Origin of the sequence: Bacteroides sp. 1001302B_160321_D4 (genome assembly GCF_015667765.1) — a bacterium.
Lineage (GTDB): Bacteria > Bacteroidota > Bacteroidia > Bacteroidales > Bacteroidaceae > Bacteroides > Bacteroides xylanisolvens.
On sequence record NZ_JADPLO010000046.1, the window covers coordinates 19,925 to 43,230 of the forward strand.

The 23,306-nt window shown below is 38.9% G+C and carries 25 protein-coding genes and 1 pseudogene; 1 reads left to right on the forward strand and 25 read right to left on the reverse strand.

The features are described 5' to 3' along the window. The 18 genes and pseudogenes from KFO40_RS17115 to KFO40_RS17200 all read right to left on the reverse strand — a co-directional run. A pseudogene (locus KFO40_RS17115) lies at positions 1-815 on the reverse strand (hypothetical protein); the annotation flags it as partial. 4 nt (positions 816-819) lie between these two features. Further along, complete coding sequence (locus KFO40_RS17120; RefSeq protein ID WP_217622118.1) at positions 820-1,860, reverse strand: hypothetical protein; 1,041 nt, start codon at positions 1,858-1,860, stop codon at positions 820-822. 498 nt (positions 1,861-2,358) lie between these two features. Further along, on the reverse strand, positions 2,359-2,748 hold the full coding sequence (locus tag KFO40_RS17125; RefSeq protein ID WP_153882611.1) for a hypothetical protein: 390 nt from the start codon (positions 2,746-2,748) through the stop codon (positions 2,359-2,361). A 12-nt stretch (positions 2,749-2,760) separates the two neighbouring features. Continuing rightward, entirely contained in the window at positions 2,761-4,134 is a 1,374-nt protein-coding gene (locus tag KFO40_RS17130) for a hypothetical protein (RefSeq protein ID WP_211146632.1), read from the reverse strand. A 1-nt stretch (position 4,135) separates the two neighbouring features. Further along, complete coding sequence (locus KFO40_RS17135; RefSeq protein WP_175353576.1) at positions 4,136-5,269, reverse strand: hypothetical protein; 1,134 nt, start codon at positions 5,267-5,269, stop codon at positions 4,136-4,138. Beyond that, positions 5,266-5,490, reverse strand: coding sequence for a hypothetical protein (locus tag KFO40_RS17140; protein ID WP_118219904.1), 225 nt, complete (start codon positions 5,488-5,490; stop codon positions 5,266-5,268). Before KFO40_RS17140 ends, KFO40_RS17135 begins: the two co-directional genes overlap by 4 nt. 42 nt (positions 5,491-5,532) lie before the next feature. After that, entirely contained in the window at positions 5,533-7,695 is a 2,163-nt protein-coding gene (locus KFO40_RS17145; protein ID WP_211146624.1) for a hypothetical protein, read from the reverse strand. A gap of 8 nt (positions 7,696-7,703) precedes the next feature. Then, entirely contained in the window at positions 7,704-11,516 is a 3,813-nt protein-coding gene (locus KFO40_RS17150) for a phage tail tape measure protein (protein WP_211146625.1), read from the reverse strand. A gap of 6 nt (positions 11,517-11,522) precedes the next feature. Then, positions 11,523-12,131 carry a hypothetical protein gene (locus tag KFO40_RS17155; protein ID WP_049702369.1) on the reverse strand — a complete coding sequence of 203 codons (609 nt, stop codon included), beginning with the start codon at positions 12,129-12,131 and terminating at the stop codon, positions 11,523-11,525. Further along, positions 12,131-12,601 (reverse strand): hypothetical protein, encoded by a 471-nt coding sequence (locus tag KFO40_RS17160; protein WP_175353579.1) that lies wholly within the window; start codon positions 12,599-12,601, stop codon positions 12,131-12,133. The genes KFO40_RS17155 and KFO40_RS17160 overlap by 1 nt, the downstream gene beginning before the upstream one ends. Before the next feature lie 207 nt (positions 12,602-12,808). After that, entirely contained in the window at positions 12,809-12,949 is a 141-nt protein-coding gene (locus KFO40_RS17165) for a hypothetical protein (protein ID WP_175353580.1), read from the reverse strand. Between the two features lie 4 nt (positions 12,950-12,953). Beyond that, positions 12,954-13,193 (reverse strand): hypothetical protein, encoded by a 240-nt coding sequence (locus tag KFO40_RS17170; protein WP_175353581.1) that lies wholly within the window; start codon positions 13,191-13,193, stop codon positions 12,954-12,956. Further along, entirely contained in the window at positions 13,190-13,543 is a 354-nt protein-coding gene (locus KFO40_RS17175) for a hypothetical protein (RefSeq protein ID WP_175353582.1), read from the reverse strand. Before KFO40_RS17175 ends, KFO40_RS17170 begins: the two co-directional genes overlap by 4 nt. Beyond that, positions 13,540-13,785, reverse strand: a complete 246-nt coding sequence (locus KFO40_RS17180) for a hypothetical protein (RefSeq protein WP_175353583.1) — start codon at positions 13,783-13,785, stop codon at positions 13,540-13,542. The genes KFO40_RS17175 and KFO40_RS17180 overlap by 4 nt, the downstream gene beginning before the upstream one ends. 350 nt (positions 13,786-14,135) lie before the next feature. Beyond that, complete coding sequence (locus KFO40_RS17185; RefSeq protein ID WP_049702374.1) at positions 14,136-15,089, reverse strand: exonuclease domain-containing protein; 954 nt, start codon at positions 15,087-15,089, stop codon at positions 14,136-14,138. A gap of 15 nt (positions 15,090-15,104) precedes the next feature. Further along, positions 15,105-15,626, reverse strand: a complete 522-nt coding sequence (locus KFO40_RS17190) for a hypothetical protein (RefSeq protein ID WP_175353584.1) — start codon at positions 15,624-15,626, stop codon at positions 15,105-15,107. Positions 15,627-15,811: 185 nt separating this feature from the next. Beyond that, on the reverse strand, positions 15,812-16,243 hold the full coding sequence (locus KFO40_RS17195) for a hypothetical protein (RefSeq protein WP_211146626.1): 432 nt from the start codon (positions 16,241-16,243) through the stop codon (positions 15,812-15,814). Positions 16,244-16,454: 211 nt separating this feature from the next. Beyond that, positions 16,455-17,876 carry a P-loop NTPase fold protein gene (locus KFO40_RS17200; RefSeq protein WP_211146627.1) on the reverse strand — a complete coding sequence of 474 codons (1,422 nt, stop codon included), beginning with the start codon at positions 17,874-17,876 and terminating at the stop codon, positions 16,455-16,457. A gap of 95 nt (positions 17,877-17,971) precedes the next feature. On the opposite strand from KFO40_RS17200, the gene KFO40_RS17205 reads away from it, so the two are divergent. Further along, positions 17,972-18,514, forward strand: a complete 543-nt coding sequence (locus KFO40_RS17205; RefSeq protein ID WP_211146628.1) for a hypothetical protein — start codon at positions 17,972-17,974, stop codon at positions 18,512-18,514. On the opposite strand, the gene KFO40_RS17210 is transcribed toward KFO40_RS17205, so the two are convergent. The 7 genes from KFO40_RS17210 to KFO40_RS17240 all read right to left on the reverse strand — a co-directional run bounded on the left by KFO40_RS17210 (position 18,504) and on the right by KFO40_RS17240 (position 23,305). Then, complete coding sequence (locus KFO40_RS17210) at positions 18,504-18,710, reverse strand: hypothetical protein (protein ID WP_211146629.1); 207 nt, start codon at positions 18,708-18,710, stop codon at positions 18,504-18,506. The genes KFO40_RS17205 and KFO40_RS17210 overlap by 11 nt on opposite strands. 166 nt (positions 18,711-18,876) lie before the next feature. Continuing rightward, positions 18,877-19,344, reverse strand: coding sequence for a hypothetical protein (locus tag KFO40_RS17215; protein ID WP_211146630.1), 468 nt, complete (start codon positions 19,342-19,344; stop codon positions 18,877-18,879). An 81-nt stretch (positions 19,345-19,425) separates the two neighbouring features. Further along, positions 19,426-19,761 (reverse strand): hypothetical protein, encoded by a 336-nt coding sequence (locus KFO40_RS17220; protein ID WP_211146631.1) that lies wholly within the window; start codon positions 19,759-19,761, stop codon positions 19,426-19,428. A 114-nt stretch (positions 19,762-19,875) separates the two neighbouring features. Next, positions 19,876-20,742 carry a hypothetical protein gene (locus KFO40_RS17225; protein ID WP_175353589.1) on the reverse strand — a complete coding sequence of 289 codons (867 nt, stop codon included), beginning with the start codon at positions 20,740-20,742 and terminating at the stop codon, positions 19,876-19,878. A 4-nt stretch (positions 20,743-20,746) separates the two neighbouring features. Next, positions 20,747-21,670 carry a DUF6712 family protein gene (locus KFO40_RS17230; RefSeq protein ID WP_175353590.1) on the reverse strand — a complete coding sequence of 308 codons (924 nt, stop codon included), beginning with the start codon at positions 21,668-21,670 and terminating at the stop codon, positions 20,747-20,749. Between the two features lies 1 nt (position 21,671). Beyond that, positions 21,672-23,093 (reverse strand): hypothetical protein, encoded by a 1,422-nt coding sequence (locus tag KFO40_RS17235; RefSeq protein WP_049702382.1) that lies wholly within the window; start codon positions 23,091-23,093, stop codon positions 21,672-21,674. Next, positions 23,093-23,305, reverse strand: coding sequence for a hypothetical protein (locus tag KFO40_RS17240; protein WP_049702383.1), 213 nt, complete (start codon positions 23,303-23,305; stop codon positions 23,093-23,095). The genes KFO40_RS17235 and KFO40_RS17240 overlap by 1 nt, the downstream gene beginning before the upstream one ends. Between the last annotated feature and the right edge of the window lies 1 nt (position 23,306).

Sequence of the window (23,306 nt, forward strand, 5' to 3'; positions counted from 1 at the left end):
GTATCACTCATAGGATTGCCGTTCGCATTAGCGGAATACTTCACATGAAAATACTGCGATGTGCCGGGAATACCTTGCGATCCGGTCGGCCCCGTTTCGCCTTTGTCACCTTTAGCCCCAGTTGCACCCGTATCTCCCTTGTCGCCTTTATCTCCTTTGTCACCCTTCACTTTCGTCCAAGTATAAGCGGAAAACGTATTGCTATCTGCCGCCGTGAAGTCGGTGTATTGGCCGATGTAAGCACCAGGAGTCTCGCCGCCATTTGCCGTAAAGGTCGTACCGTTGTCACTATACTTGATATGCAGATAACTTGTTCTACCATCCGCTCCGGTTGGTCCCGCGATACCTTGATCTCCCTTGATGCCCTGCGAACCTTTCAACTGTACCCATTTATACGACGTGTTAGCAGTCGGAGCGGCCGCACTCGTTGTAACTGCTGTACCAATGTAAGTATTAGGGGTATCACTCATAGGATTGCCGTTCGCATTAGCGGAGTACTTCACATGAAAATACTGTGATGTGCCGGGAATACCTTGCGATCCGGTCGGCCCCGTTTCGCCTTTGTCACCTTTAGCCCCAGTTGCCCCATCTATTGCACCAATGCGAACTGTAGTCCACGAAACGGGAGACGTAGCCGGAGGGATAACAATACCCGTGCGCATCCACAAATATTCGTTTGTACCACAGGCGGGCGGAGTTTTACTCCACCCACTTGTAGGCGCAACTGTGCCAGATTTAGACTTTGCGAATTCCTGCGCGGGATATTGCCCGTCCTTCGTTACGCTAATCGTTATTTGTCCTCTTGCTACTATCATACTATTATTTTAGTGATAATTCAACAACAAACGTCGCTTTTACATCGACTTCGGCAGCAGTGACGGTAATGGTCTTTCCAGTCTTTACACCGGAAGTTCCCCAAGCCGTATCTTGTGTACCATCCTTATTGTACTTCTTCCAAGAAAATACAAATTTGGTATCAGCAGCACTATCGGTGAATGCTTCCCCATTTTGCCATACCTTGGCATTGATAGTCGTACTTCCTTGGCCATTTACTAACTTATCCCCCGTTGTGGAAGATACTTCCACTATATACGGATCGGAAAGATCGGAGAACGAAATAATATCGCTCACTGTTGTGTTGTAGGTTCCGGATGCTGTATCGGTATCCTTGATTGCACATTTGAAAGATTCGAAATTAAGTACGGCACTGGCAGGAATAGATATTTCATTTGTCGTTGTCCCCGTGATGCCATAAGAATTTGAAGCCGCCAAAGATTCCCATGTGCCGTCCGATTTCAATTTGTGCCACTGATAAGCAACCTTATCGGCGTCAATACTACTACCACGCCACATATCACAATGGGCTGTCAATGATTCGGATTGACCATTCTTAAAAACATTTCCTTTAGGGGCATACGCTATAGCAATGATAAGTTGACCGGCATTTTCTGTTTTGGTATAGTTGATGACAGATTTTACAGGAGTTTCCAAACCTGTGTCTGGATCAACATAGATACCGGAACATTCAACCTTCATCTGCGATACAGATGTCATATTGTTCTTAAGCGTCAACGCATACGGCGCAGTAGCGGCAACAGTACCACCGAATGCAGTGATTGCACCTCCATTCACTGTATAGGTAGGAGCAGCTTTTAAACGACTGATTACGTTTGTTGTCGTTCCGGATACATACATTTCAGGGGTAATGACAAGGAAAGGAGAAGCCGTATAGTTCGGTACATAGGTGCTGTTTTCCTTGTTAAAGATTTGCGTCAAAGGCTGATTAGAGCCTAGATACATGTTCATTGACTTCGCATCGTTCAAGTCGACGATGGTAATTTGTCCTCTTGCAATTGGCATAATTCTAGTTAATTAAGTTGTTAATACTATTATCTAAATAAGAAACGTCTATAAAGGGTAGTTGAAAATTGTCACATTTAAAACTTTATTATTCAAGATGTAGAGCGTTCTATTATTATTACTACATTTGTTTCGTCACATTTAAAATTTCAATTATTATGTCAGCATTTTCTAATATTGCATCAAATATATTCATGCCCATCGATGATGCTTTCGGTATATACAATAGAGAAATCGTTCATGAACTATTAGTTAACATCCAGAATGACTTTGCATTGTCATTGGAGAAATCAGTAGATATGTCAACTCTATGTATGATAGAATATCGTCCAGGAGACCCTCAATGCAATAAAATTCCTAACGGACACTTGATATTTTTAAGTACGCAAGGCGATGAATGGTGGAGATGGGCATATCAATTCTCACATGAATATTGTCATAGCCTAATCAACGGAGCGTCTACAGGAGAAATATCAGGTTTAATCTGGTTTGAGGAAACTATGTGCCATCTAGCTTCGATTTACCAATTAAAAAACTTGATTGAATTTTGTAGTATGTCTCCCGACTATCTTCTAAACAGTTACAAGGAGGTTGCTTGTCACTGCCTAATGGCGAATTTCGGACAGCCTCAATATAACTGTCGGGAATATCTATTATCAGTGGCGGACCAACTTGCAGAACCCGACTACCATCGGGAAATTTACTCAAATCTATCTGCGACAATGTCATCTTTGTTTTTGGAGAACAAACATCTTTGGAAGATAATTCTTCATTTTGGTGATATGCGCAAGTGGAACTCTCTCCATGAACTGTTTGAGCATCTACAGTCAAAGGCGAGTCAGGATTACGCACACACTTTGCAAAAGCTATACAATCTTTTATTTTCATAATTTAGAAGTTTTACAAATTCACAATACAATTAAATGTAGCACGTCCCCAAACATCATCCGGGGTAAGTGTCAACACATGCCCGTGCCCGACATGCGCCTCATTAAATATCTTATCGGTATCATCGTTATTACTTTCTTTCTCCCACGAGAACCGGGAATCCGGAACACTATCTGTAATATCAGTATCTCCCTTTATCACATAAGCGGTTAATGTAGTAGACACAGAGCCGTTCTGAAAAATATTCCCATTGCTACTCATTATATTAACTACTACCGCATCTTTACCCGCCGCCGACTTTTCAAGCCAGTCTGTAGCACCTTCCTCCGGTTCTTGCGTTGTAGGCTTATCTGAAATACATAACCATGATGATCCGTTGTGAGTTACTTCGTCATAGTAATAATAAACCCCCGCTTTCCACTCTCCCTTAAAACAGGGGACGCGGCTTTCTGTTACTCCATCATCGGAAATCTGTTTGATAACTCCGGTCATATATACATTACGGAGATACGCACTATGTCCGGTCATATCAATATCAAACAGTTTTAAGTTAGACAGGTCGCCCAACTGCATAGCGATCATTTCCTTAGTAATCTCCCAATTATTAACACCTGTCAGATAGCGGACATAGCTTTGTGTCGAGTAGCTCGATCTTTGTCGCTCTTTGTTTGTGAAGTTACCATACGAAACGAAGTGCATGGTCTTTTGTGGTGGAAGTATAGTTCCGCTACGAAGTATGTATTTAAAAGTCTTTTCATCAATTTTTTCAGAAATTCGGAAATAAGAGGTATGAAAACCAGTGACCGAATCATTGAATTTTCCTTTGCAGATGTCATCAATCTCTATTTCTGCAAGTTCTCCGGGCTCTAATTTCAAATAGATAATTCTCTCCAGTGGATCCACTTCCTCTATGATGCCCCCGCCAGGTGCATTCCAAGTTTCTCCACTAACTACCGAGATACGATTATATCTAAATTCATCTGATTCCAAGAATCCGCGTATGTGTACAGAGTTAAACTCTGCATCTCCGATAGCCGATATTAACCATCCCAACATTTTGCAGGCATAGTCTGAAGAAGAAATATCTCCTGAAGTAGAAATGTTTCCAGTGAAAGAGGCGGTATTGGCAAGAAGTTCATTTAGCACCTCTATATTATCAGCTTTTACTCCTTTCTCAACTTCAAGTCCTCCTAGTAACTGCAATAAGAAGAGGGTGCTGTCTGGTTGCTTACGACGCAAAAAAGTATCTCCTTCAGCAAAATCTTTCAGTTTTTCATTTAGGAAAGATAGTACTGTTGCGACATGTCGGTTGGAGACACTGTTCTTCAAAATAGCCTTGTCAATGTAGTCTATCAGTTGATCTATGAGATCCTGTTGTGTTGACATATCAATTGAATTGTTTAGTGAATTGTTCGGTATGTATTCGTGGCGACCCTAAATCATCATCATTAAATGAACCTGTATAACGTTGCTCTGAATCCGCAAAACGTAGAGATAACTTTATACTCTCCGGAACGGTTGCACGGGATGCTCTGGTAAGATTTTCCGCTGTGACATTTACTCTGATATTTCGTCCGTCCAGTCCAAGGAGTTTTATGTCGTCAGAAGATAACAGATCAATCAAATGTATCAGTTCGTCATTTGTACGATATCCGGATTCTACAGTCATAGATTCGCGTCCGGATAACCTTTCCCAGGATTCAACATAATCATCTATGACTTCATCATACTTATTGAATGCATTTTCTTTTTCTGCTTCACGCTTAATACTTCCAATGCCGGTAATTTCGATCAGCTCATAAGAACCGTATGAATTAAGAAATTGTAAGAGATACCTTTCTCTACTTATTGTTCCGGGAGTAATTACGATCGTGCAGGATTTAGTTTCTCCTACATAGATATCAAATATGGAGGCAAGAATATGGTGAGTATCGAAAAGTTGCTTCCGAAGACGATATAAGTTGAGTGCAACCGGTTGTCCGGCTACTCCGATTAGGGCGGTCTCCATTCCGTTTGCAATTACTCTTAGTATACCACCATCAGGATAGATGAAGGAGAGCGGAAGTAGTTCCGTTTCCCGGATTCTAATAAGTCTTTCGGAAGTACGGGTTGTTTGGAAGAAATTACCGTCCGGATTCATCAATTTCCAGATAAACACATTTTTATTTTCATCATTGAGATGACGTAACATTCTTTTGCTTACTCCGCCAATAAATACTTTCAGTGAGATCGTTAGATTATTTTTTTCACTATTGGAAACATTGATAGTAACATTACGAGAACAACCTTCTGCCTGTAGCAGAACTTCTTCCGATTCATTATATAATTGGGCCGGTTGTACTATATCAGCAAGTATATCCTGAATAAAAACAAAGAAGTTGCCTTCTCCGCTGCCGGTGAATATTGTTTGTTCTCCTACTAAAATGGTATAAGTTGCCAGAGAACTGCTGTTGATCGACAACTTGATTGGATTGCCGGTCAATGCCATATTGGCGGGCGATATGTTTGCAGTCAGACTCATTTTACTAGATAATTAGGTGAGATAATTTGTTCTTGTACCAGATAATTACAGGTACAATAGTCATGCAGGAATTCTTCTCTATCAGCGGTGGGGTGAGAGAGAAAAAGAAAGAGGTCATCAAACGTAATAGATGCATTTTTCATATATTTCTGATAAGTGATGAGCATCTTTTCAATATCATTTGATTGAATAGTTGATATTACTGTTTCTGATGTATTCATATTGCAAAATTGTATGTTATATTGCGGGATATAAAGGACATTTTATAATAACTCTGCACGCACTGATTGGTCATATTGCAGGTCATAATGTACTCCTCCTCTCGAATTACTAATCTCATAATGGAGGTGTCCATCGGGCGTTGTACCGAGGTAATACCTAATCCGGTAATATAGATCGAAACTATAATTGACTTTCCTTATAAAATACTCCTTTTTATTATTGTAATCTTCTTCAGTAGGTACTGAAAGAGGGACTTTAATATCCACTGTATCAGTAGAAACATTCTTATATTGTAGGTCATATAAGCTATTCCCATCTCTATTTGCTTCGTCTCTCCAGGCATCTTTTTGTAGTTTTACGGCAGCTTCTACGACTGAATTCTTGTTATCAAATAACGCCCACTTATATTTTTGATCGACGATGGGGACGGTTTGTTCTTCTTCCAGATTATATGGTTTGAGTAATTTGGTTGTACGCAATTTGACTGTTGCCGGGAATGAAGAACTTTTGGGTAACGTATAACGTATGGTATCAGGCAACATTCGTTGACCATCAAGTAAAATAGGAGAGGAGAAATCTGGATTCATACATTGTTGAGCCGATAGATGCATATCCGTTTCTATGAGATGATTGGCGTGGCGAAGAATAGCGTCATATTCCTTCCAGAAATGATTGAACAGTCCATATTTGCCAACAAATAAAAGAGAAATTTCGCAGGCTTTTCCATTTTGTTTGTTTAATACCGGTTCTCCGAAAATATCCAGACAAATTTGTGAACCATAAGTAACTCGATCTCTTGTATCGAAGAAAGAAAAGCAAAATGCCAAAGGGGTTTGGTAGTTTAAGTTTTCTGATAATTCAACATCGGAACTAGAAATTGTGGTGTATCGATGTACTTTACCGAAGAGATAGTAAGGAACTCGTATATATTTATATACGTCTCCTTTAAAACGTTCCGTTGCGGAAGGCAAAAATTCATCAATAGAGGTAATCTCTTTATATGCCATATCAGCTCCACGATCCCAGGGGAAGAAATCCGTTGACACTAATTCTGAACGTCCGGTTATGTTATCTGTTTTATAATATAATCCGCTCTCTGTAGAATAGGTTAGGTATCCATTTGCTTTAGTCGTGACAATATAGTGATATGGCTTTAAGAATTTATCCAGTGAATCAGCGGCAGGAGCTGCCGTCCATTTTGGATCTTCCCCCCGTACGTTTGTTGCAGCTGATAATTTTAATTGCTGTGGGGCTTCAAAATTGATAGTTGGTTTGGACGCTTTTTGTAGCGTCCAATCAGAAGTAGTTTTGGAATTAAGGATATCACGAATGAATTTAAGTCTGACCTTACGGGTATTTCCATCTACAAAGTAAAGTAATCCAAAACGGCACCATAAGGCTTGCATGAATTCATTGATTGTGCAGTCAGGCATGAGATCAGCATATTTTAGTTCTCCTTTTACACAGCAATCGGCTGCATTATTAAGAACAACCAATTGACCGAGCTGGTGGTGGTTAGTAAATGGGTTCTCCGTGACAGTATATCCGTAGGTTGAGAATATAGCTTCTAATATATAGCTGACTTTTATAAATGGAACTATTCCATATCCTTCAGGAAGCGATACTTCCACGGGTTCTCCATTGATGAAAAAAGTTTCCGTCCGTGCTTTCCACCAATATCCATCACGATAATTATTTATATATTCTGCATAATCCGTAACTGTATCATTATCTTTCTTACGATTGCAAGATACAGCCACAGGAAACAGACAGAAAGGAGAATCATTCTTTTGACTATTCTCTATAATATAAGGTATTAATTCTGATACTCCTCCAAGGCGAAGAACAGGAAGGTTGATGGACTGCAAAGAAACATCTTCCCATATACTATATAATTCAGATTCTCCAAAGCCTACATTAAAAGTTATTCCGTCATTCTCTGAAGCTTTTGTCGTATTCATTTTACCCACTCGATGGTAAACTCCGTCACTGATGGTCACGCGTTCATCAGCAATAGGGGCGCTGTCAATATCAGTTCTGTTAATGTAATTGTTGAGACGTAGATTATTTCTGGTACCAGGTATGGTAGCGGCAATAGATTGTGATCCCCGTTCGTTGTAGATAGGAGAGCTGTCTTCTATTTCTGTACTGAAGTCTTTCGGCAGATCAAAAGTACCGGATGTATTTGATATTCTTAGTGCCATAATAATTCTTATTTGGTTGATCGGGTAAATGGTTTCTTGGATTTTTCATCTAGTTCTTCAGCATTTCGTATATCTCGTAGGGATACGTATGCTTTTAGATTTTTGAGGGTATTAATCAGCATTCCGATTTCTTTTATGAGTTTATCTAGTTCGGTTGCTGATGTATCAGTTTCATGGATTTCCTGGTTATTTCGGACAGGAGTATCTATTGCTGCGTAATTACCCGAAGCTCGTTGGGGCACATGACCTTTACGGGCATCTTCAATCGCATTTAGTACCAAAGGATAATTTATATGTTTTTGTAACCGGGATAAGTCCTCGGCGTTAATGATTAATTCTGCACCATTCTCTGAAACTAGAGAAGTGTGTCGGACGATTCCGGTTTGTGCAGCCCCAATATAAGGTATGTCCTGATAGTTCTTGCCGTCATCTTTCCCGATGACATCATACCGGCCGGATGCCCATTGGGATACGCTGACGGTTGCTCGTTTGGGAGCGTCGGTCGAAGACGTGTCGGAGTCGGAAGATCCGGACGAGTGTTTGCCGCTAACCATTCCTTTCAGAGCACTTTTTGCAGTTGCAATTGCAGCCATTATGATTCCCCCAAGGATGGCTCCTGTTCCAATGCCTAAGAAACCTTTACTTCCTATTTCATTGGCTGTTGCTTTTGCAACATTTTCAGTTCCTACTGCTGTTAGTTCAATTATTTTTGCATTTATCATTTGGGCAAGAACATCGAATATAATATCGATCATGACATCTGCGAAACCTTGCATTGCATTTTCTTGTCCTGCGATGATGTTGCCTAACGCAGAGCCAAGTTCAGAACCATATTGTTGAAATGTGCGTAGTCGTTCCTTATATTGTTGTCGTTCTTTTTGGGTTTGTGCTGCCGTCTTTTTTTGTTCAGCATCTTTTGCTTTGGCATGGGCGGCCTGTTCTTCCTTCATGCATTTTATTTTGAAATCAAGAAGTTGTTTCTCAACTTGTTTTCGTTGTTCGGCGTTTAAACCGGCAATGGAAAGCATTCGTTCAAGATGCATGATGGTAAGTTGTTCCATAGCATCATTATAGGCTGTTTCGGAGCTTAGATTCTCATCTTTGCCGGAGGCATACAGTTCTTTTAAATCCTGTTGTTGCTTTTCATATTGAGTTGTCTCTTGATTAATTAATTCATTAATAAGCTCCTGATTGTGTTCTTTTTGTTGTTTAATTTTCAGGTCATTGATTTGATTTTGGATATTAATGCCTTCTTTTGACTTCTCACCGACAATTTTCAAAGAACGCTCCAAGTATTCCATTTGGAGACATTCCATTTCTTCGCTCAACTGCTTTTCTGTTTGGAGAGTGTCATCCCCCCCTTCCAGATACATTTCTTTCAGGAAGGCTTGTTTTTGGTTATATAGTTTTTTTTCTTTCTCAAGCCTCTTTTTTATTTTTTCTTCATCACTATCACCATTGCCATCACCATTACCATCATTATCATTGTTACTGTTTTGATATTTAGAATTCACTTTGGCAATTTCCTCTGTATATCCTCGCATCATATCCTCATACAGTTTGACATTCTCATCCAACTGGCTTTTCTTGGAAGCCCAAGCACGATATGCTGTGGGAGAAACTCCATTAGAGGCTGCTATTTCCTCCAAAGATTTGTTTGAATTTATGGGATCATTAATATCCCATTCAATACTCTTAAATTTCATGGCTTCTGAACTACTTTGCTTACTGAACCATTCTGTACGTTCGTTTAGAGCTTCTTGTAATTTAGCGTTTGCAGCTTGTTGTTTAGCTGTGATAAGTAATTTTTCTACATATCCATCCAGAGCACCGGTATTGTTATTGATTAACTCTCCTTCTTTAGTTAATGAGGCATGGTAATCGGGTACTATTTTTTGAATTTCTTCTAATGCCCATTGTCTTTCACCATAGCTTTTTTTTGAATCAAAAAGAATTTCCTTTAAAGATTTAAGATGATTTGTTTCTTCGGATGTGTTTTTAGATGCCTCTAGACTAATCTTATTAGCGGCTTCTTGTGCAGTGGAGAGGGTTTTACGGGCTGTAACGACATGGTATATCCCAACTGCCAAACCAGCTAATAAAGCTATAGTACCAGCTAGAGGATTTAATCCGATTGTTTTCCATAATGATTTCATCGCAGTATTCAAGGCTACGGTGTTACCAGTTAGGAGTGCTTTTACTGCTATTCCTGCTTTTTCTATTGCGATTGACGCTAATAAACGTGTTTCCCACAATTTATCAGCTAAAATGCTTGCAATTTTAGCATCTTTCAATTTTGTTTCCCATATGGTTATCGCTTTTATGGTTAACAGGTACGCTCCTATTGTTGTAGTTAGAGTGATAATGATACCCGAATGTTTGACCATGAACCCAATCAGGTCTATAATTTTTCTGGTCCAGTTTACTGTACCGTTTATTACGCTGATGATTGAAGGATTAAGTTTTTCCATCAGCTCCATTCCCATCTCATTCATTTTGTTTTTGGCTTGAGCGAGTTTGGCGGCTGCCGTATCTGATTTGGTGGCTGCTTGCTCTAGAGCGACATTAGTTCCAGTGACTGCTTCGGTGTAGTATTTCACTTTTTCTGCTTCGTTAGTTAAAACGGTAGCAACGCTAAAAGCTTCCTCTCCAAACATTTTGATTCGATCGTTAACACTAAGTTGTTTCTTTTGGAGATTTTCCAAAGCTGTTTCAAGACCGACTATTTTAGGATTAGTGTCATCTGCTCCTTTCTGTAAGCGATTGAAAAAGGTTTTTAGTCCGGTACCTGCAACTTCGTCTTTTATGCCTTTTTCGGCTAAGGTTTCGATAGTACCAACTAATTGTTCAATAGGAATACCTGCGTCATTGGCTGCCACTCCAGATTTTTTTACTGCGGTAGTTACTGATTCAACAGCAGCAGCTCCGTATTTAGAACCGGCTGCCATGACATTCGCATAACGGGCTGCCTGATCAGCACCATCTCCGTATTGATTGAGTGAAAGAGTTACAGCATCAACAGCATCTTTCAATGTCATTCCTGAAGCAGATGCTAAGATGAGTGTTTGTTCGGTTACTGCGGCCAGTGCTTCTTTGTTAGATAGTAACTCCGGTTTAGCAGAACCGACCAATTTATAAGCATCAAGAATTTCGGTTGCTGATTGTCGGATCCGGATACCGGAATCACTAATTGTAGTGGAAAGCCGGATTGCTTCTTGTTCCAGCCAATTAATGTCGTCTTTGGAAAGTCCTGTTAATGCTTCGACATCGGCTTTGGCATCTTCACGTTCATTGCGTTTTTCACGAAGTTGGTTCAGCTTTAGTGTTAAGCCTGTCACAGCTGCTATGACGGTGGTGACAACTGCAGCATATTTATTAAACAGTTCCACGGCTTTCCCTATTGGACTAGCTTGACAACCAACTTCTACACGCATATTTTTTTGTGCCCTGGCTACTGCTTCAGCGACGCGCCTATTTTGCTCCAGGGCTGCATTGTATTGTTCAGTACCGGGTATGGCTGCACGGAGTTCTTTACGGACTTTTTGGCTGACAGATAATAGTTCGTCATAGGTTGCTCCGGAGAGGTTTTTCAGGATTCGGTCGGTCTCGGCTACTTTTTGCTTATAAGTATTGAGAGTTTTATACTTATTCTCCAGTTCTTTTTGCAGAGTTTTGGATTTTCTGGCATATCCTGATTCTGATTTATCAAGAGAAGATATTTTATTCTCTAGCTGGGAGATGGCATCTTCTATCTTCTTGACGCCGGCTGATGCTTCAGTTCCATCAATAAATATTTTAATACTTCGGTTTAGGTCGTTCATATGGCTTTACTTTTCAATGTATATTTTGGTTGCGTCGATAAGCATAGTGTCAAAATAGCGCATACAGATATCGGCAAGTTCCGGAAGACGGTTTTTGATGACCGGATCGAACCAATGGTAAGCCTGCCGGTTACCTTCATTCTGTTTGCCAAGTGATGCGGGATTAGTATGTCGGATGATACTCGTATTGATTTCCATTCCGTTGATTCTCTTCAGATAGCTCCATTTACTTCCGATAAGACCACCTTGCCCGCGTCCGGCGCCTTTGTGGATATAGACACCATGACGAGGAAAAGAGAAACCAAGTCGGTTGATTAATCCGTATTTGTCAGTATAGGCTTTAGGTTGTAGTTCACGAGCAATACGTAAACTACGGGATGAAATGGTGGCTTTGAGTTGTTTACTGACAGCATCCTGCCATTGTTCTACCTCTTTATTGAATGCGGTGAGTCGGTCGGCATCCTGGGCGATGTTATAGCGTTCTATCTCCGAGATGGTTTCCATTCGGATTAGCCGGGAAGTCGGAGTAGAAGATAACTTATCCGCTTTTCGTCGGGCTGCATTATAGCGTTTTATTTCCGACTGCTTGTCTGACATTCGTTTATAGAATCCCATTACAAAAAGTAGTTTGGATCGACGATGAATTCTTCCGGAACATTAACAAAGAAGGTAAGCACGGTGCCATAGAAGTTATCACCGATCGGGCCGATACCGTTAATTTGAGTATTGCGGTCTACATATTTAATGTCTTTCAGCAATTTATTCCGGATCTGTTTACATATACTCTTGCATTGTTTGGCTGCCTGATTAATCGTTTCCGGATTTCCGGAAATTGTGTTTCTGGCCACGATGAATGAGTAGACTTGTTTGTCATTGAGTGAATCAGCTTCGTTGTCTTCGGATTCGGACTCGCAACCATCAACGGCGATAAGGATGGTTCCATTGATGGAGGATAAACTGTCATCGAGGCTGATCAGGTCCTCCAGTCCGAATGCTGTGAAGAACCTTTTCTTTTGAGATGTGTGTGAAATGGCTTTGAGTGCCGAAGCTAAGGCTTCACCATAAGCGAAATGGTCATACTCCATAACTGTATAATGTTTAGGTTATGGAGACAAAAATAGCCCGCTGCGGGCGGGCTATAAAGGACAAAACGATAGGTTATAAGAACAGGAATAGTGCTAACAAAGTAAGCATGAGCAGAAGCCAAAATACTTTTGCAAGGATTGAGCGCGAGGCTTTAAAGAATGCCAGGCACAGAAGTACTATTCCGGATATAGTTATTATCGTTAAGATCATTTTTGTTCTTCGTCTGATTCTGGAAGCAATATACGAATTAATTCAGAAAGTTGTGCGGCTGCACGCTGCTTTTCGTTCATTGGTGTTTCCGGATCCAGTAACTTGTTTACTAACTGTAAGGCTTCATGTCTATTCATAATGTTATTTTTTAGGGTGTTGAATACTGCTTATTGATTGAATATGCTTTTTTATTATTCTGATTTCAGAAATAAGTGTTAGTCGATTAACAGAATCAATATCTGGAGAGTCGATATCAAGAGCCAGGTCAATTGCTTTTTCCAGTGTTGCTTCCATCCAAGAGTGTTCTCCTTCTTGGATAGTTTTGATTGATGAGATACAATCATCGGTGAGGATGATGCCATTGATTTCTGTTGGTGTCATGGCTGATCTCCTTTCTGCTCCAGTAGGTGAGATCCTTCTCCAAAAGAATAATGACCGCGTACTTTACTGTATGAGATATAACATACAGGATTGCTATCATCGTCTCCTAGTTTTATACTCCATTGTCCACCGGAGGAGTCTCCATTATGCCCATTGAATTTGAGTTTTTTTTGATTAGGATATTTCTCATTCAGTTCCTTGACAACTTCTTCGAATTCGCATTTTAGGGAATCCATAGCACATTCATCTTGTACTAGAATACGGTCGTATGCTTGGGCAAATTCACACATTTCCTGACCCTTACGATTGACTTTCTGATAGGTCTGTACATGATGGATAAAGAACATCATTTTTCACCTCCTTTCTGACACTTCTTTGCTCGGTAGACACAGAGAACTGCGCCAATTACAGCAGGGGGAAAGATAAAGGTCAGGCAGAAGCAGGCTATTGCAGAGACGTAATAGGCGTCCGATGCAGAGTTGATAGCGCATTCTTTTTTCAATTCACGGAAGTAACGCTGTTGGAGCGTGTTTACGTCTGTTCCTGTGCGGAATGAGGGCACGTAGTTCGTGCCCTGGGTTACTTGTTTCATATACTACATTTGGTTTGGCTGTTATTGGCAAGTTTTCGTGTACCTAGACGGTACACGAACGGCTGCCAATTTCCCGTAGTCGCCAAACCAAATGTAGTATAACCCCGAAGAGCTGTAATACAACGAGAAGAAAGACAGCCGTATTCGTTTATAAATAAACTTCTACTATTTCGTATATGAATTTGCAAACAATATTAATATCGGAAGCAAACTGATGGACATAAAAAAGCCCAATTTCGTATTGAGCATCTAACCGTTGCTCATCGGGATAGATTATCTATCATTTGATTTGGCACTACAAATATGAGGATAATATCTGATAGTGCCAAATGAATAGGATTTTTTTTCTATTATATGGAGTGTAGAAAATCATCTTCTGACAAGATTTCAAGTTCAGCCCCTTTTTCTATCATTTTAATAGCCTTTTCTTGCTTGCTACTCATGCCATCTTCTCCAACAACTCGGAAATCTTGTTGTCCAACAATTAAAAAGTTAGTATCTCGATTCACACCACTTTGGTTTATACCTCCTATATCAGCAATTATTTGTTGGGCCTCGATTCTTTTCATTGAAGATAATGTTCCAGTAAATACTACATATTTTTGGTAGAAAATGGAGTCAGGATTGTTTTTTGTCTCATCTCCTTTGATTGCTCTTATTTGATTTGCTTTTTGTTTTTGTTTGCATGTACAAGGAATATAACCTTTCTCATTAAATATTCCAAGATGAACTTGGAATTTATTTTCTATATTGTTAAAGTCTTCTTCGGATTCAATTTGTTTACTTAAGTCTATTCCTTTTTCTTTAGCTGCTAACAGAGTAATTTCTGCACAGGCTCTGGAATCTTCTCCTGCATCATGTTTTCCCGGTTGGATATTAAAAGCTTGGCATAAAGAAGAAAGGCTATAAGACGGTTGTATCCAGGTTCTTCTGGCTATTGCTAGGCTACAAAGAAATATCCCCTTAGGAATGTTTATTTTGTATCGTTCCAGCATACATAGAAGAACGTTTATATCAAAGGTAGCATTATGAGCAACGATGATACTACCTTCTTCGTCATTTCCAAAATAAGGAGCAATTTCAGGCCATATGTCTTTAAATGTAGGTTGATCTTGTACCATTTCTTCTGTTATTCCGTGTATCATTGTATTGAAATAGTTGAATGATTGTACAGGATTGATTAACCATGATTTTACTTCATGTATCTGATTGTTTTTTACAGTAGTAATTCCTATTTGGCATGCGCTATCTCGTTGTTCATTAGCCGTTTCAAAATCAATAGCTATAAAATCATATGTTTCCATAGTATATTAAGATTTTTATTTAAATGCTTTATATATTTTGTTCTCATCCACATTTATGAATACGTCTTCATTGATAGCCTTAAGGTAATCACTGTATTTCTTATTTAAAGCGTCTATACACTCTTTGTGGTAATTTTCATTTCCACCGGTTAGCACCTGCTTAAATTCTTCTGATTCCATGATTCCACGATAAAGAATTTCTTTAGCTTTCTTTTTTTCTCCGGCAGCTACCATTACAGCAAAGTCTTTTTTCCAATTAGATTGAGAATTGTTTGTCCGGGTATTGATTGCGATTTCAACGAGAATAGTAAGCACAGACCATCCAATCAAGGTACCCATGACACAATAGATAAGGGCTGGGAATCCTAACCAATTGATTCCATCTGCTCCAACTATACCTCCGGAGTATCTGGAATATTCCCACGCAATACATGACGAGAAGAAAACTACGATTGAACCTATGATACCTAACACTAGCACTGTTTTTGACATAGCTGCTAGAGTGCTTTCGGCAGCTGTTAATTTTTTTGTTTCCATGTGTGGTTTTATTTGTTACAGCAACAAAGATAGTGGTAATATATTTGTAATGCCAATAGAAAATTGTATTTTAGCTCAAAATAAATCAAATATGGATCAAGAACAGGAGATTAAAAATCTACGTCGCAAGTTGTCTGAATTATCTCGTGATTACTATCAATATAGGGTCGCGGTATTTAATAAATCTATAGCTGTTGCCATAGCTGTTTTATTGGGCCTGATAGTAGGATACCTGCTATAAATGATATTATGGTACAAAAAATAGTTATGACCGTATTGTATATTTTTAGTTTCAAATATTTAGCTTGCAGTCTTTCGCTCTCTTTTCTTAATTCCTCATCCTGTTTCATAGAATTAATATAGGCATCGTAACTTCTATGCAAGTGAATAATTTTGTAACCTTTAGGAGTTATTTCAACGGGTGAATCTATTTCATCCGGGCAATCTTCAGTTATTAGTCCCTCCATGATTAATTGTTTCCGGTAACTAATAAGTTGTTCTGGTAATAATTTAATTTGTAGCTTATCCAATATATCGTATTGAATACGTTTTTTACGAGGGTCGCAATATAGATCACTTAATATTATACTTTTGAAATGAATTTCTAATGATTCCATAGTATAAAAAAATCAATTCCTTATATCGTGTGCCAACTGGAACCACCCAGCCACCCAGTTTTCATGGGTGCACGACATAAGGAATTGACAAGTTGGTTTGTTTTGGCAATGGCTAAGGTAGAATTATTTTTCAGAACCAGCAAAAGAAAGCAGAGCAAAAAACTCTGCTTTCTTTTGCTGGTTAATATTGATATTAAAAAATCATATTAAATTATTCTATATCAGAAATTGTAAGATTCTCCAATAAATTAATTTTAGTGGTAATAGTTTCTAAAGGTACTATGTCTTGTTTGGATTCGTGCCATTCTAGAGCTTCAATTAATAGGGATTCATTGATGATATTTACTGTGAAAAATAATCTGTTTTTTCCCTCTAGTTTGACTAAGAAACGTTCATCTTCATTTCTTCTCAACAAATTAGTTGTTCTATAGCAGTCTAACAAAAGCGCTATTGTAAAATAGAAATATCGATTTCTATTATTGAACTTAGTATCAAACATTTGTTGGGGGAAAAGTGTTTCAATTTGCTTTATAAGCTCTTGTGTTTTGTACTCTTTATGGGAAAGCTTTTCATAGCAATCAGGTTCGCAAATCCGGAGATAGGTTAGCAGGAATACTAAGTTGGTATATAAGTTATGCCTATTACTAAACATATTTAGGGATAGGCGAATATTAGTGAATATTTTTTCAACTTGTCTAAGAGTTAATTTTTTGTATCTGAAAATGGCTGTTGCTGTCATTAATAAGTCGTCCGTGGCGTTTGATGCATGATAAGTTATTTGGTTTTGGGTATAAAAGAAAGCAGACTTGAAATCGTAATAATCAAATAGATATTTGCAGAAACTATCTACATCTGGATCTGGTAAGATATATTCAATATCAATAAATCTTTTCAGGTATTCATCTGCAGCTATTAGATTACTTCCATAATATCCACGTATAGAGTTGCTTAATTGTTCTTTATCTATGGATAAGATAAATACAATATTAGGTATATTAAAAAGATGTTTTATCCTTTCCAAAGTTTTTACTGCATAATGTGGGTTACATCGATCAAGTTCATCTATGATAAATATCAATGGTTTTTTGTCACAGATTTCATCAACATATTTTTCGAGTTCTTCCCGAAATTGTTTTAGGCTATATTTTTGGCTTTCATAATTTTCTATTTCTTTTTTCAACATTGAAGCACCTTCTTCAATTCCATCATAAAATATGTTGACTATATCTTCACCTGCATATTTCTTTACTACTCCTTTGAACATTGCGGGAGCCGCTTTCAATACTATTTTTCCGGCTGTATTTATAGCTGATGTTAGTGCTGCTTTGGTTTTTTCTTGTGGATTTATTTTTTTTAGTTCCCCAAGTAATCCTACAAGAGGATCTGATATGAAATCATTCTCCCAGGCATTAAAATACAATGTGTGGAAATTATCTAATTCAAGATATGCTTTCCACATTTCTACAAATGTGGTTTTGCCTGTTCCCCATCTGCCATTTATAGCCAAGACGAAACCTTTTTCATATGTAGTAATGATTGTTTTAAGTATTTCTGCATACTTCTCCCGATCCAGTTTACAATTCTTGAAAGGTTGATCAGCTGGTATTTCTAATTTATCAAGTTTGCATTTCATAGATTATAGTTTTATTTATTACAGCAACAAAGATAGTGGTAATATATTTGTAATGCCAATAGAATAATGTATTTTAGCTCAAAATTTGATAGACAATGGAAAGACTCACTACAGAACAATTAGAAGTAATAGATTTATCTCTTATAGAATGGTACTATGAACAGGCAACGACACGACATAATGACCTTGTTCGTGTGGAATCGCTTATTACAGAGAGGGGATATACATTGTTTGCTACCTATTTCGCTATCTTGACAGCTTCCATAGGGTATATTCTCACGCACTTAAATGTAAACGATGATGCAGCTTTGACAGCCGGATGTTTATCTATTGTTGTTTTCACTTCTATTTCTATAGGGTATATTTATAAAGTCATTAAACCGCATTCTTTTTTCTCACCGGGAAAAGACCCAGATAAGTTTACGATACCACAATATATAGCCTATTTTAAGGGGAAAGATACTGATCAAAAGAAGCAAGTCGTTAGTGATGAATTGGTTGTACTTCAACAGAAAATAACTGCACAGGATGCAATGAATAAAAAAAGAGTCGAATATACTAAACGCTCTCTTGCATTTCTGATATTCGGCTCTTTTGTGGCTGTCACTTCCTTTTTAATAGCATTTGCTATTTATTAATTAGGTCACCTATATCCATACCATTCGTTAGAAGTGGTGTGTCGCTAGTGATGTCCGGCAATGAAGCTGGATCATCTGTAGAACTACTCGGACTTCCGTAAAAAGTGTCTTCAGGAGCGTTCTCTGACGGAAAATCAGTACTAAAGTCTATATCTATCATAATCAAACGGGCGAATCCCTTATCATCGTGCGCCAAAAGGTTTATATAGAGACCTTAATCTGATTTTACAGATTACACGATGAAAAGGGATTCATATTTTTATATAATTATTTGGCTAGGGCTAAGGTACAAACTTTTTCATATTTAGCAAAAGAAAGCGGAGTTTTTTACTCCGCTTTCCTGTCTCAATATCTATTTATGCTTAGAAGTTAGCTACTTCATAATATTTAAAGAAGTAGTAGAGGGCTACCTTATGCCATTTAGTTAGCTCTTTATCACCGGATAGAAGAGAGGATACAGTGCATTTGTCGATACCTGTATAGTTGCTTAGGTGTTTACTTTTTAATCCGAGCTTTTCCATGCGCTTCTTAATCCAGTCAACGGTAATGCCATCAATATCTTTACGGTCAAAGTTTACAGCCGATACAGTCAGCTTCCAATCATCCGGGATTTCTCCCTTAAACATTTCTCGTACACGTTCGGTTAGTTCCTTTTTAGTAAGGAACTTGTCATTCACTAAGTCTTTTTGCTCCGCACGAATGATTAATCGGCTATCGGAGTAAGAGACTACTTCTATGGATATATGTCCATAACGTTGATACTGCTTTGCGAATTCGTCGATTCGCTTTTTACTCTCGGCAGAGAGAGGTAGTAAGTCTAAATTCTTCATAATTCATCAATTTACGATTTGATAATCGGGTATTTAATAATGCAATATACTTTGTAATGGAGGGGCTTTTGCCCCTCCGGATCACAATTTGATGAGTCTCATTTGCCCGATGTCGAAAATTGCAATCTGTTTGTTTTCACGCCCGAATTGCTTGGCTTCTTCAAGGTTGGTGAAAATCTTGATGGAGTCGAAATAAAACTGATTGTTTTCTTCGTTAAGCCATCCACCGACTTTCTTTTCGTGCATCAAAGCATGATTAAGAACTCTCTTCAATCCTTCTTCTCCGAAACTGTCTTGAGTCTCAAGATAGGCGACTGAAATACCTTTTGTGACCTTTTTTAAGGTTGTGAGGTCAACCGTGAATCCATCAGGATTCGCATCTGCTATCTTTAGGATAGCCTCGAACAATTGTTCCATAATATAAAAGAACTTATGCGGACGTCACCCGCGTTTGTTTGACACTGCAAATATATAGAAAAGTTTGCTACTAACAAACTTTTTGTTATTTATTTGTTTGCTACTAACAAACTTTTATCTGTTTCTTAGACTTTCTTCGGTTTCCTCTTTACGTCTGATCGATTCGTCCATCGAATACAGGGCATCAAGTAAAAGACCTTTTCGGATTTCCGGCTTTTTAGTCATGTCGGACTGTGCCAGGGAATCAAGAAGGCGGAGCTGTGCGTCGAATACGCGACCGTAACTACCCTTTCCCTCTCCTGAAAAAATACGCGGATAGGAATTGGCCATACATGACAGACTTCCTAAAATATACCAATACATGAGTATTTTTCTGTCTTCAGGAAGATGGTGAAGAATGGCTGCATCTTTGTCTAATTGATTAATGTCGAATACCTTATTACGATGCCACAAACAGGCTAGTAGGTGGTCAATCTTCGTTGGATCTGAATGCATTGCATCAAGATAGGTCTGTAGATACATGAATTGTTCAAAGGTAATATCAAGCAACTGATCTTCTGGACCGATGAATTTCCAAAGTTGGCAATGGATGGTTGGATATGGGTTGGTTGTCAGATCCGGTGTCAGGTGATAGTATTTGCGCATGGGCAATGAACTATCTTCTTCTGAACAAATAAGGAAGTCAAACAAGTTGGCAAGCATTGATACTTTTTCCGGATGAAGAAGATAGCTATGGCGACGGACATAGAAGCGGACTGTTGGACTTTCTTGCCAAATTCTGATACGTACATACTCTTTAAATATTTTCTTATGCCGGCATACATGAGCTTTCAGGCAATAAAGCATCATGTATACCTTAACTTGTTCTACCGGTATATCTGACTTTGTGAGTTTGACTAGATAAAGAAGCTGTTTCGGGGTGAGTTCGTTCCAACTTCCTGGAAGTGTGTATGTATCATCTTTAATTTGTATAGTATGCATAGTGTTACGATATTGAGGTGAATAGTTTCTTTTCTTTAGAATTGAAGTCAATAGCTTGTGACGTTGTTTCAATTCCCAGTTCTTCCGCATTTTCGGCCAGATAAGTGTGTATTTTCCCTGAATAATAAGTTGCCTGGTCTGCAAAAAAATTGCCGTTTGCGTCCGGATCCTGATAGATTGGTCGAATAGTGGGAGTATATTCGATCGTTCTGCCGGCTACATGTTGTTCGGTTGTTTTCTGTGAGGTATATAATTCGGCAGTTTTATTGGCTAAGTAGCGGATGATATAGTCAATAAGTACTTGTTGTTTGGGCGTTTCGGTATTTTCTGAAAGAGCTTCTTTGAGTATGTCATAGACTTTATCCGTTATCATTTCTCGAATGTTGTGTTCTTGAAGTTGACGAATGGTAGGGAACATGATACGATAAGATAGGATAGAATAATCAATGTCTACCATACCGAGATCCTGGAACTCTGCTGCATTACGAATGAAGCAAAAACGGGGTATATTATCGATAACATAATCAGGATAATCCTTTTTGTTTTCCTCCAGGTATGATATTAGCCGGTCAAGTGCTTGCATTCCGCGAAAACAGAGATTCTTTTTTGCTGCTGCGATCTTAGTGTCACTGGCAGGAGAACGCTGTCCCTGCACGTTACTTACTGTGATACCGGCATCACCGAACATAACACCCAGTTCATCAGATGCGAGCATCAGGGTTAATGGGCCGAGGGCACGCAGTAGTTTGTTGTATAAGTCAGATCCTTTGTCTTCATGAGCTTTACTGATCGTTGCTTTACCGATATACGGTTTGATGTATATATCCAGTGCATCTTCGATGTATGGTTCGATTGATTCGTAAGGCAGTGAGGAGTTGATCTTTACTACCTTTTTGAGGGTGTCGATGTCGGGGATTAGTGCGTTCATTTTATTCTGTTTCTGGGGTTAAACCTGTATTCTTTGTCGCTCCGGTACCTTGGTCCAGCGTGGTAAGTTGACAATTAGTCACCGAGAAATAAATATCTTTAGGCCAGTTATTCATGGCTTTTGCAAAGTAGAGAGGTTCCAATGTTGTATCCTGATACATCTTCATGAGTGCCTGTTCTATGATAAATAACTCCCGTGCTTCGGTACCATTGATACTTTTTCCCTTACCTGGTGCGGATCCGATTATCGAAGGATGTACGCCCATACCGTAACACATCATATTGCTGACCTCTTCGCTGTCTTCAATATACTCACCACCTTTGAAGAAAGATTCGAGTGGAGTAATAATGATGTCTTTTTCTTCAAAGCCTTTTACACGATCGTAGCGAAAGTGAGAGACAAAGCCTTTGCCGGCATTTTCTTCACCGGCAAGAAAATCATTCATATCCTTCAGGAACTTTTCTTTGCGTGCTTTCTTCTCGTCATCTTTGACTATGCCTTCAGATGCAAATAACTTTTCCCAAAAAGGCTCTTGAATATACACAATGTACCGCAGTGCCATTTGATTTTTAATCAATGATTTTTTGAAAACAGGGATTGCACTGGAGAAGTCATACCAGCCGGATGCAAAAACACTCCACCAATATGGATGACTATAATAAAACCGTCCGGGTGTAGAGATGCGGAGGTTATGGATAAATCTCCGTTCTTTTCCTACAATTTTCTCTCCTTTGTCATTGGGAGCAAGTCCCATTCTCATTTTGAGGTCGAGTAGTGGAGTCTGCCGATCGAGCAGGGGAGTGGCAATCAAATCTGTTGGTGTACCGGTATGCCATTCTGCAGAATAACCGTGCCATTCGCTTTTACCAGTCTTTTCGTCAATTTCACTGATCCTGGAACAAGTGGACTCCTTAGCTTTGATTTGTACGAGTTTGGGGGATTTATTGTCATTGTTGAATATATACTCCAGGTAGCCGTCATAGAATATAACCAGATCGTTTGCCAGCTCCATACGGACAAAATTGAAGTTGTTGTTTTCAAGGAATTCAAAAATTTCCGGCTGCTCGTACGGAAGAACTTCCTCTTTGACTATTTTCCTCGTTTTAGGGTCCCGGTATTTCCGATAGACGAGTATGCTATCACCGAATACAACTTTATTCTTGAATTCGATATTGCTGCCTATGGTGACGTTGGTACCGATTTTTTTCATGATGTCATAAGGCATATGATTATTTCGTCCGCGTGGTATCCATTTGATTGGATTCTTTTCTCCTTTGGGAGCTACTTCGATAGGTGTAGGATTCTTATCAGTGGCGATATCACTGTTATCACTGAATTTGATAACATTCTTTCCACCTTTTAAGACGGCATAAGTATCATAGCCTTTCATTATAAGATTGATTGAGGGTTGTTGTTGCTTCATTAGAAATATACTTTGAGATTGTTGAATTTGGTGATAAGGCATCGGCGGATTTTTCTCGGAGTAGCTTCTCCGGCAGGTAATACGTTAATAGTGCTTCCACTACTATGGAATGAGGTCAATACTGCACGATCGTAGGTGACAAGTTCGCCTGTGCTCTTTTTACAGAATTCAATGGAGAATTCGATAGGCTTACCGTTTTGTCTACGCTCCATG

What these genes read in the sequence shown, in the direction of transcription:
- KFO40_RS17125 (WP_153882611.1), bottom strand. Translation starts at nt 2,748, where the DNA reads ATGAAAATAAAAGATTGTATAGCTTTTGCAAAGTGTGTGCGTAATCCT.
- KFO40_RS17225 (WP_175353589.1), bottom strand. Translation starts at nt 20,742, where the DNA reads ATGCATACTATACAAATTAAAGATGATACATACACACTTCCAGGAAGT.
- KFO40_RS17120 (WP_217622118.1), bottom strand. Translation starts at nt 1,860, where the DNA reads ATGCCAATTGCAAGAGGACAAATTACCATCGTCGACTTGAACGATGCG.
- KFO40_RS17160 (WP_175353579.1), bottom strand. Translation starts at nt 12,601, where the DNA reads ATGGAGTATGACCATTTCGCTTATGGTGAAGCCTTAGCTTCGGCACTC.
- KFO40_RS17240 (WP_049702383.1), bottom strand. Translation starts at nt 23,305, where the DNA reads ATGGAGCGTAGACAAAACGGTAAGCCTATCGAATTCTCCATTGAATTC.
- KFO40_RS17235 (WP_049702382.1), bottom strand. Translation starts at nt 23,093, where the DNA reads ATGAAGCAACAACAACCCTCAATCAATCTTATAATGAAAGGCTATGAT.
- KFO40_RS17130 (WP_211146632.1), bottom strand. Translation starts at nt 4,134, where the DNA reads ATGTCAACACAACAGGATCTCATAGATCAACTGATAGACTACATTGAC.
- KFO40_RS17170 (WP_175353581.1), bottom strand. Translation starts at nt 13,193, where the DNA reads ATGACACCAACAGAAATCAATGGCATCATCCTCACCGATGATTGTATC.
- KFO40_RS17200 (WP_211146627.1), bottom strand. Translation starts at nt 17,876, where the DNA reads ATGAAATGCAAACTTGATAAATTAGAAATACCAGCTGATCAACCTTTC.
- KFO40_RS17150 (WP_211146625.1), bottom strand. Translation starts at nt 11,516, where the DNA reads ATGAACGACCTAAACCGAAGTATTAAAATATTTATTGATGGAACTGAA.
- KFO40_RS17180 (WP_175353583.1), bottom strand. Translation starts at nt 13,785, where the DNA reads ATGAAACAAGTAACCCAGGGCACGAACTACGTGCCCTCATTCCGCACA.
- KFO40_RS17155 (WP_049702369.1), bottom strand. Translation starts at nt 12,131, where the DNA reads ATGGGATTCTATAAACGAATGTCAGACAAGCAGTCGGAAATAAAACGC.
- KFO40_RS17195 (WP_211146626.1), bottom strand. Translation starts at nt 16,243, where the DNA reads ATGGAATCATTAGAAATTCATTTCAAAAGTATAATATTAAGTGATCTA.
- KFO40_RS17185 (WP_049702374.1), bottom strand. Translation starts at nt 15,089, where the DNA reads ATGGAAACATATGATTTTATAGCTATTGATTTTGAAACGGCTAATGAA.
- KFO40_RS17135 (WP_175353576.1), bottom strand. Translation starts at nt 5,269, where the DNA reads ATGAGTCTGACTGCAAACATATCGCCCGCCAATATGGCATTGACCGGC.
- KFO40_RS17165 (WP_175353580.1), bottom strand. Translation starts at nt 12,949, where the DNA reads ATGAATAGACATGAAGCCTTACAGTTAGTAAACAAGTTACTGGATCCG.
- KFO40_RS17230 (WP_175353590.1), bottom strand. Translation starts at nt 21,670, where the DNA reads ATGAACGCACTAATCCCCGACATCGACACCCTCAAAAAGGTAGTAAAG.
- KFO40_RS17205 (WP_211146628.1), top strand. Translation starts at nt 17,972, where the DNA reads ATGGAAAGACTCACTACAGAACAATTAGAAGTAATAGATTTATCTCTT.
- KFO40_RS17190 (WP_175353584.1), bottom strand. Translation starts at nt 15,626, where the DNA reads ATGGAAACAAAAAAATTAACAGCTGCCGAAAGCACTCTAGCAGCTATG.
- KFO40_RS17145 (WP_211146624.1), bottom strand. Translation starts at nt 7,695, where the DNA reads ATGGCACTAAGAATATCAAATACATCCGGTACTTTTGATCTGCCGAAA.
- KFO40_RS17215 (WP_211146630.1), bottom strand. Translation starts at nt 19,344, where the DNA reads ATGAAGAATTTAGACTTACTACCTCTCTCTGCCGAGAGTAAAAAGCGA.
- KFO40_RS17175 (WP_175353582.1), bottom strand. Translation starts at nt 13,543, where the DNA reads ATGATGTTCTTTATCCATCATGTACAGACCTATCAGAAAGTCAATCGT.
- KFO40_RS17140 (WP_118219904.1), bottom strand. Translation starts at nt 5,490, where the DNA reads ATGAATACATCAGAAACAGTAATATCAACTATTCAATCAAATGATATT.
- KFO40_RS17220 (WP_211146631.1), bottom strand. Translation starts at nt 19,761, where the DNA reads ATGGAACAATTGTTCGAGGCTATCCTAAAGATAGCAGATGCGAATCCT.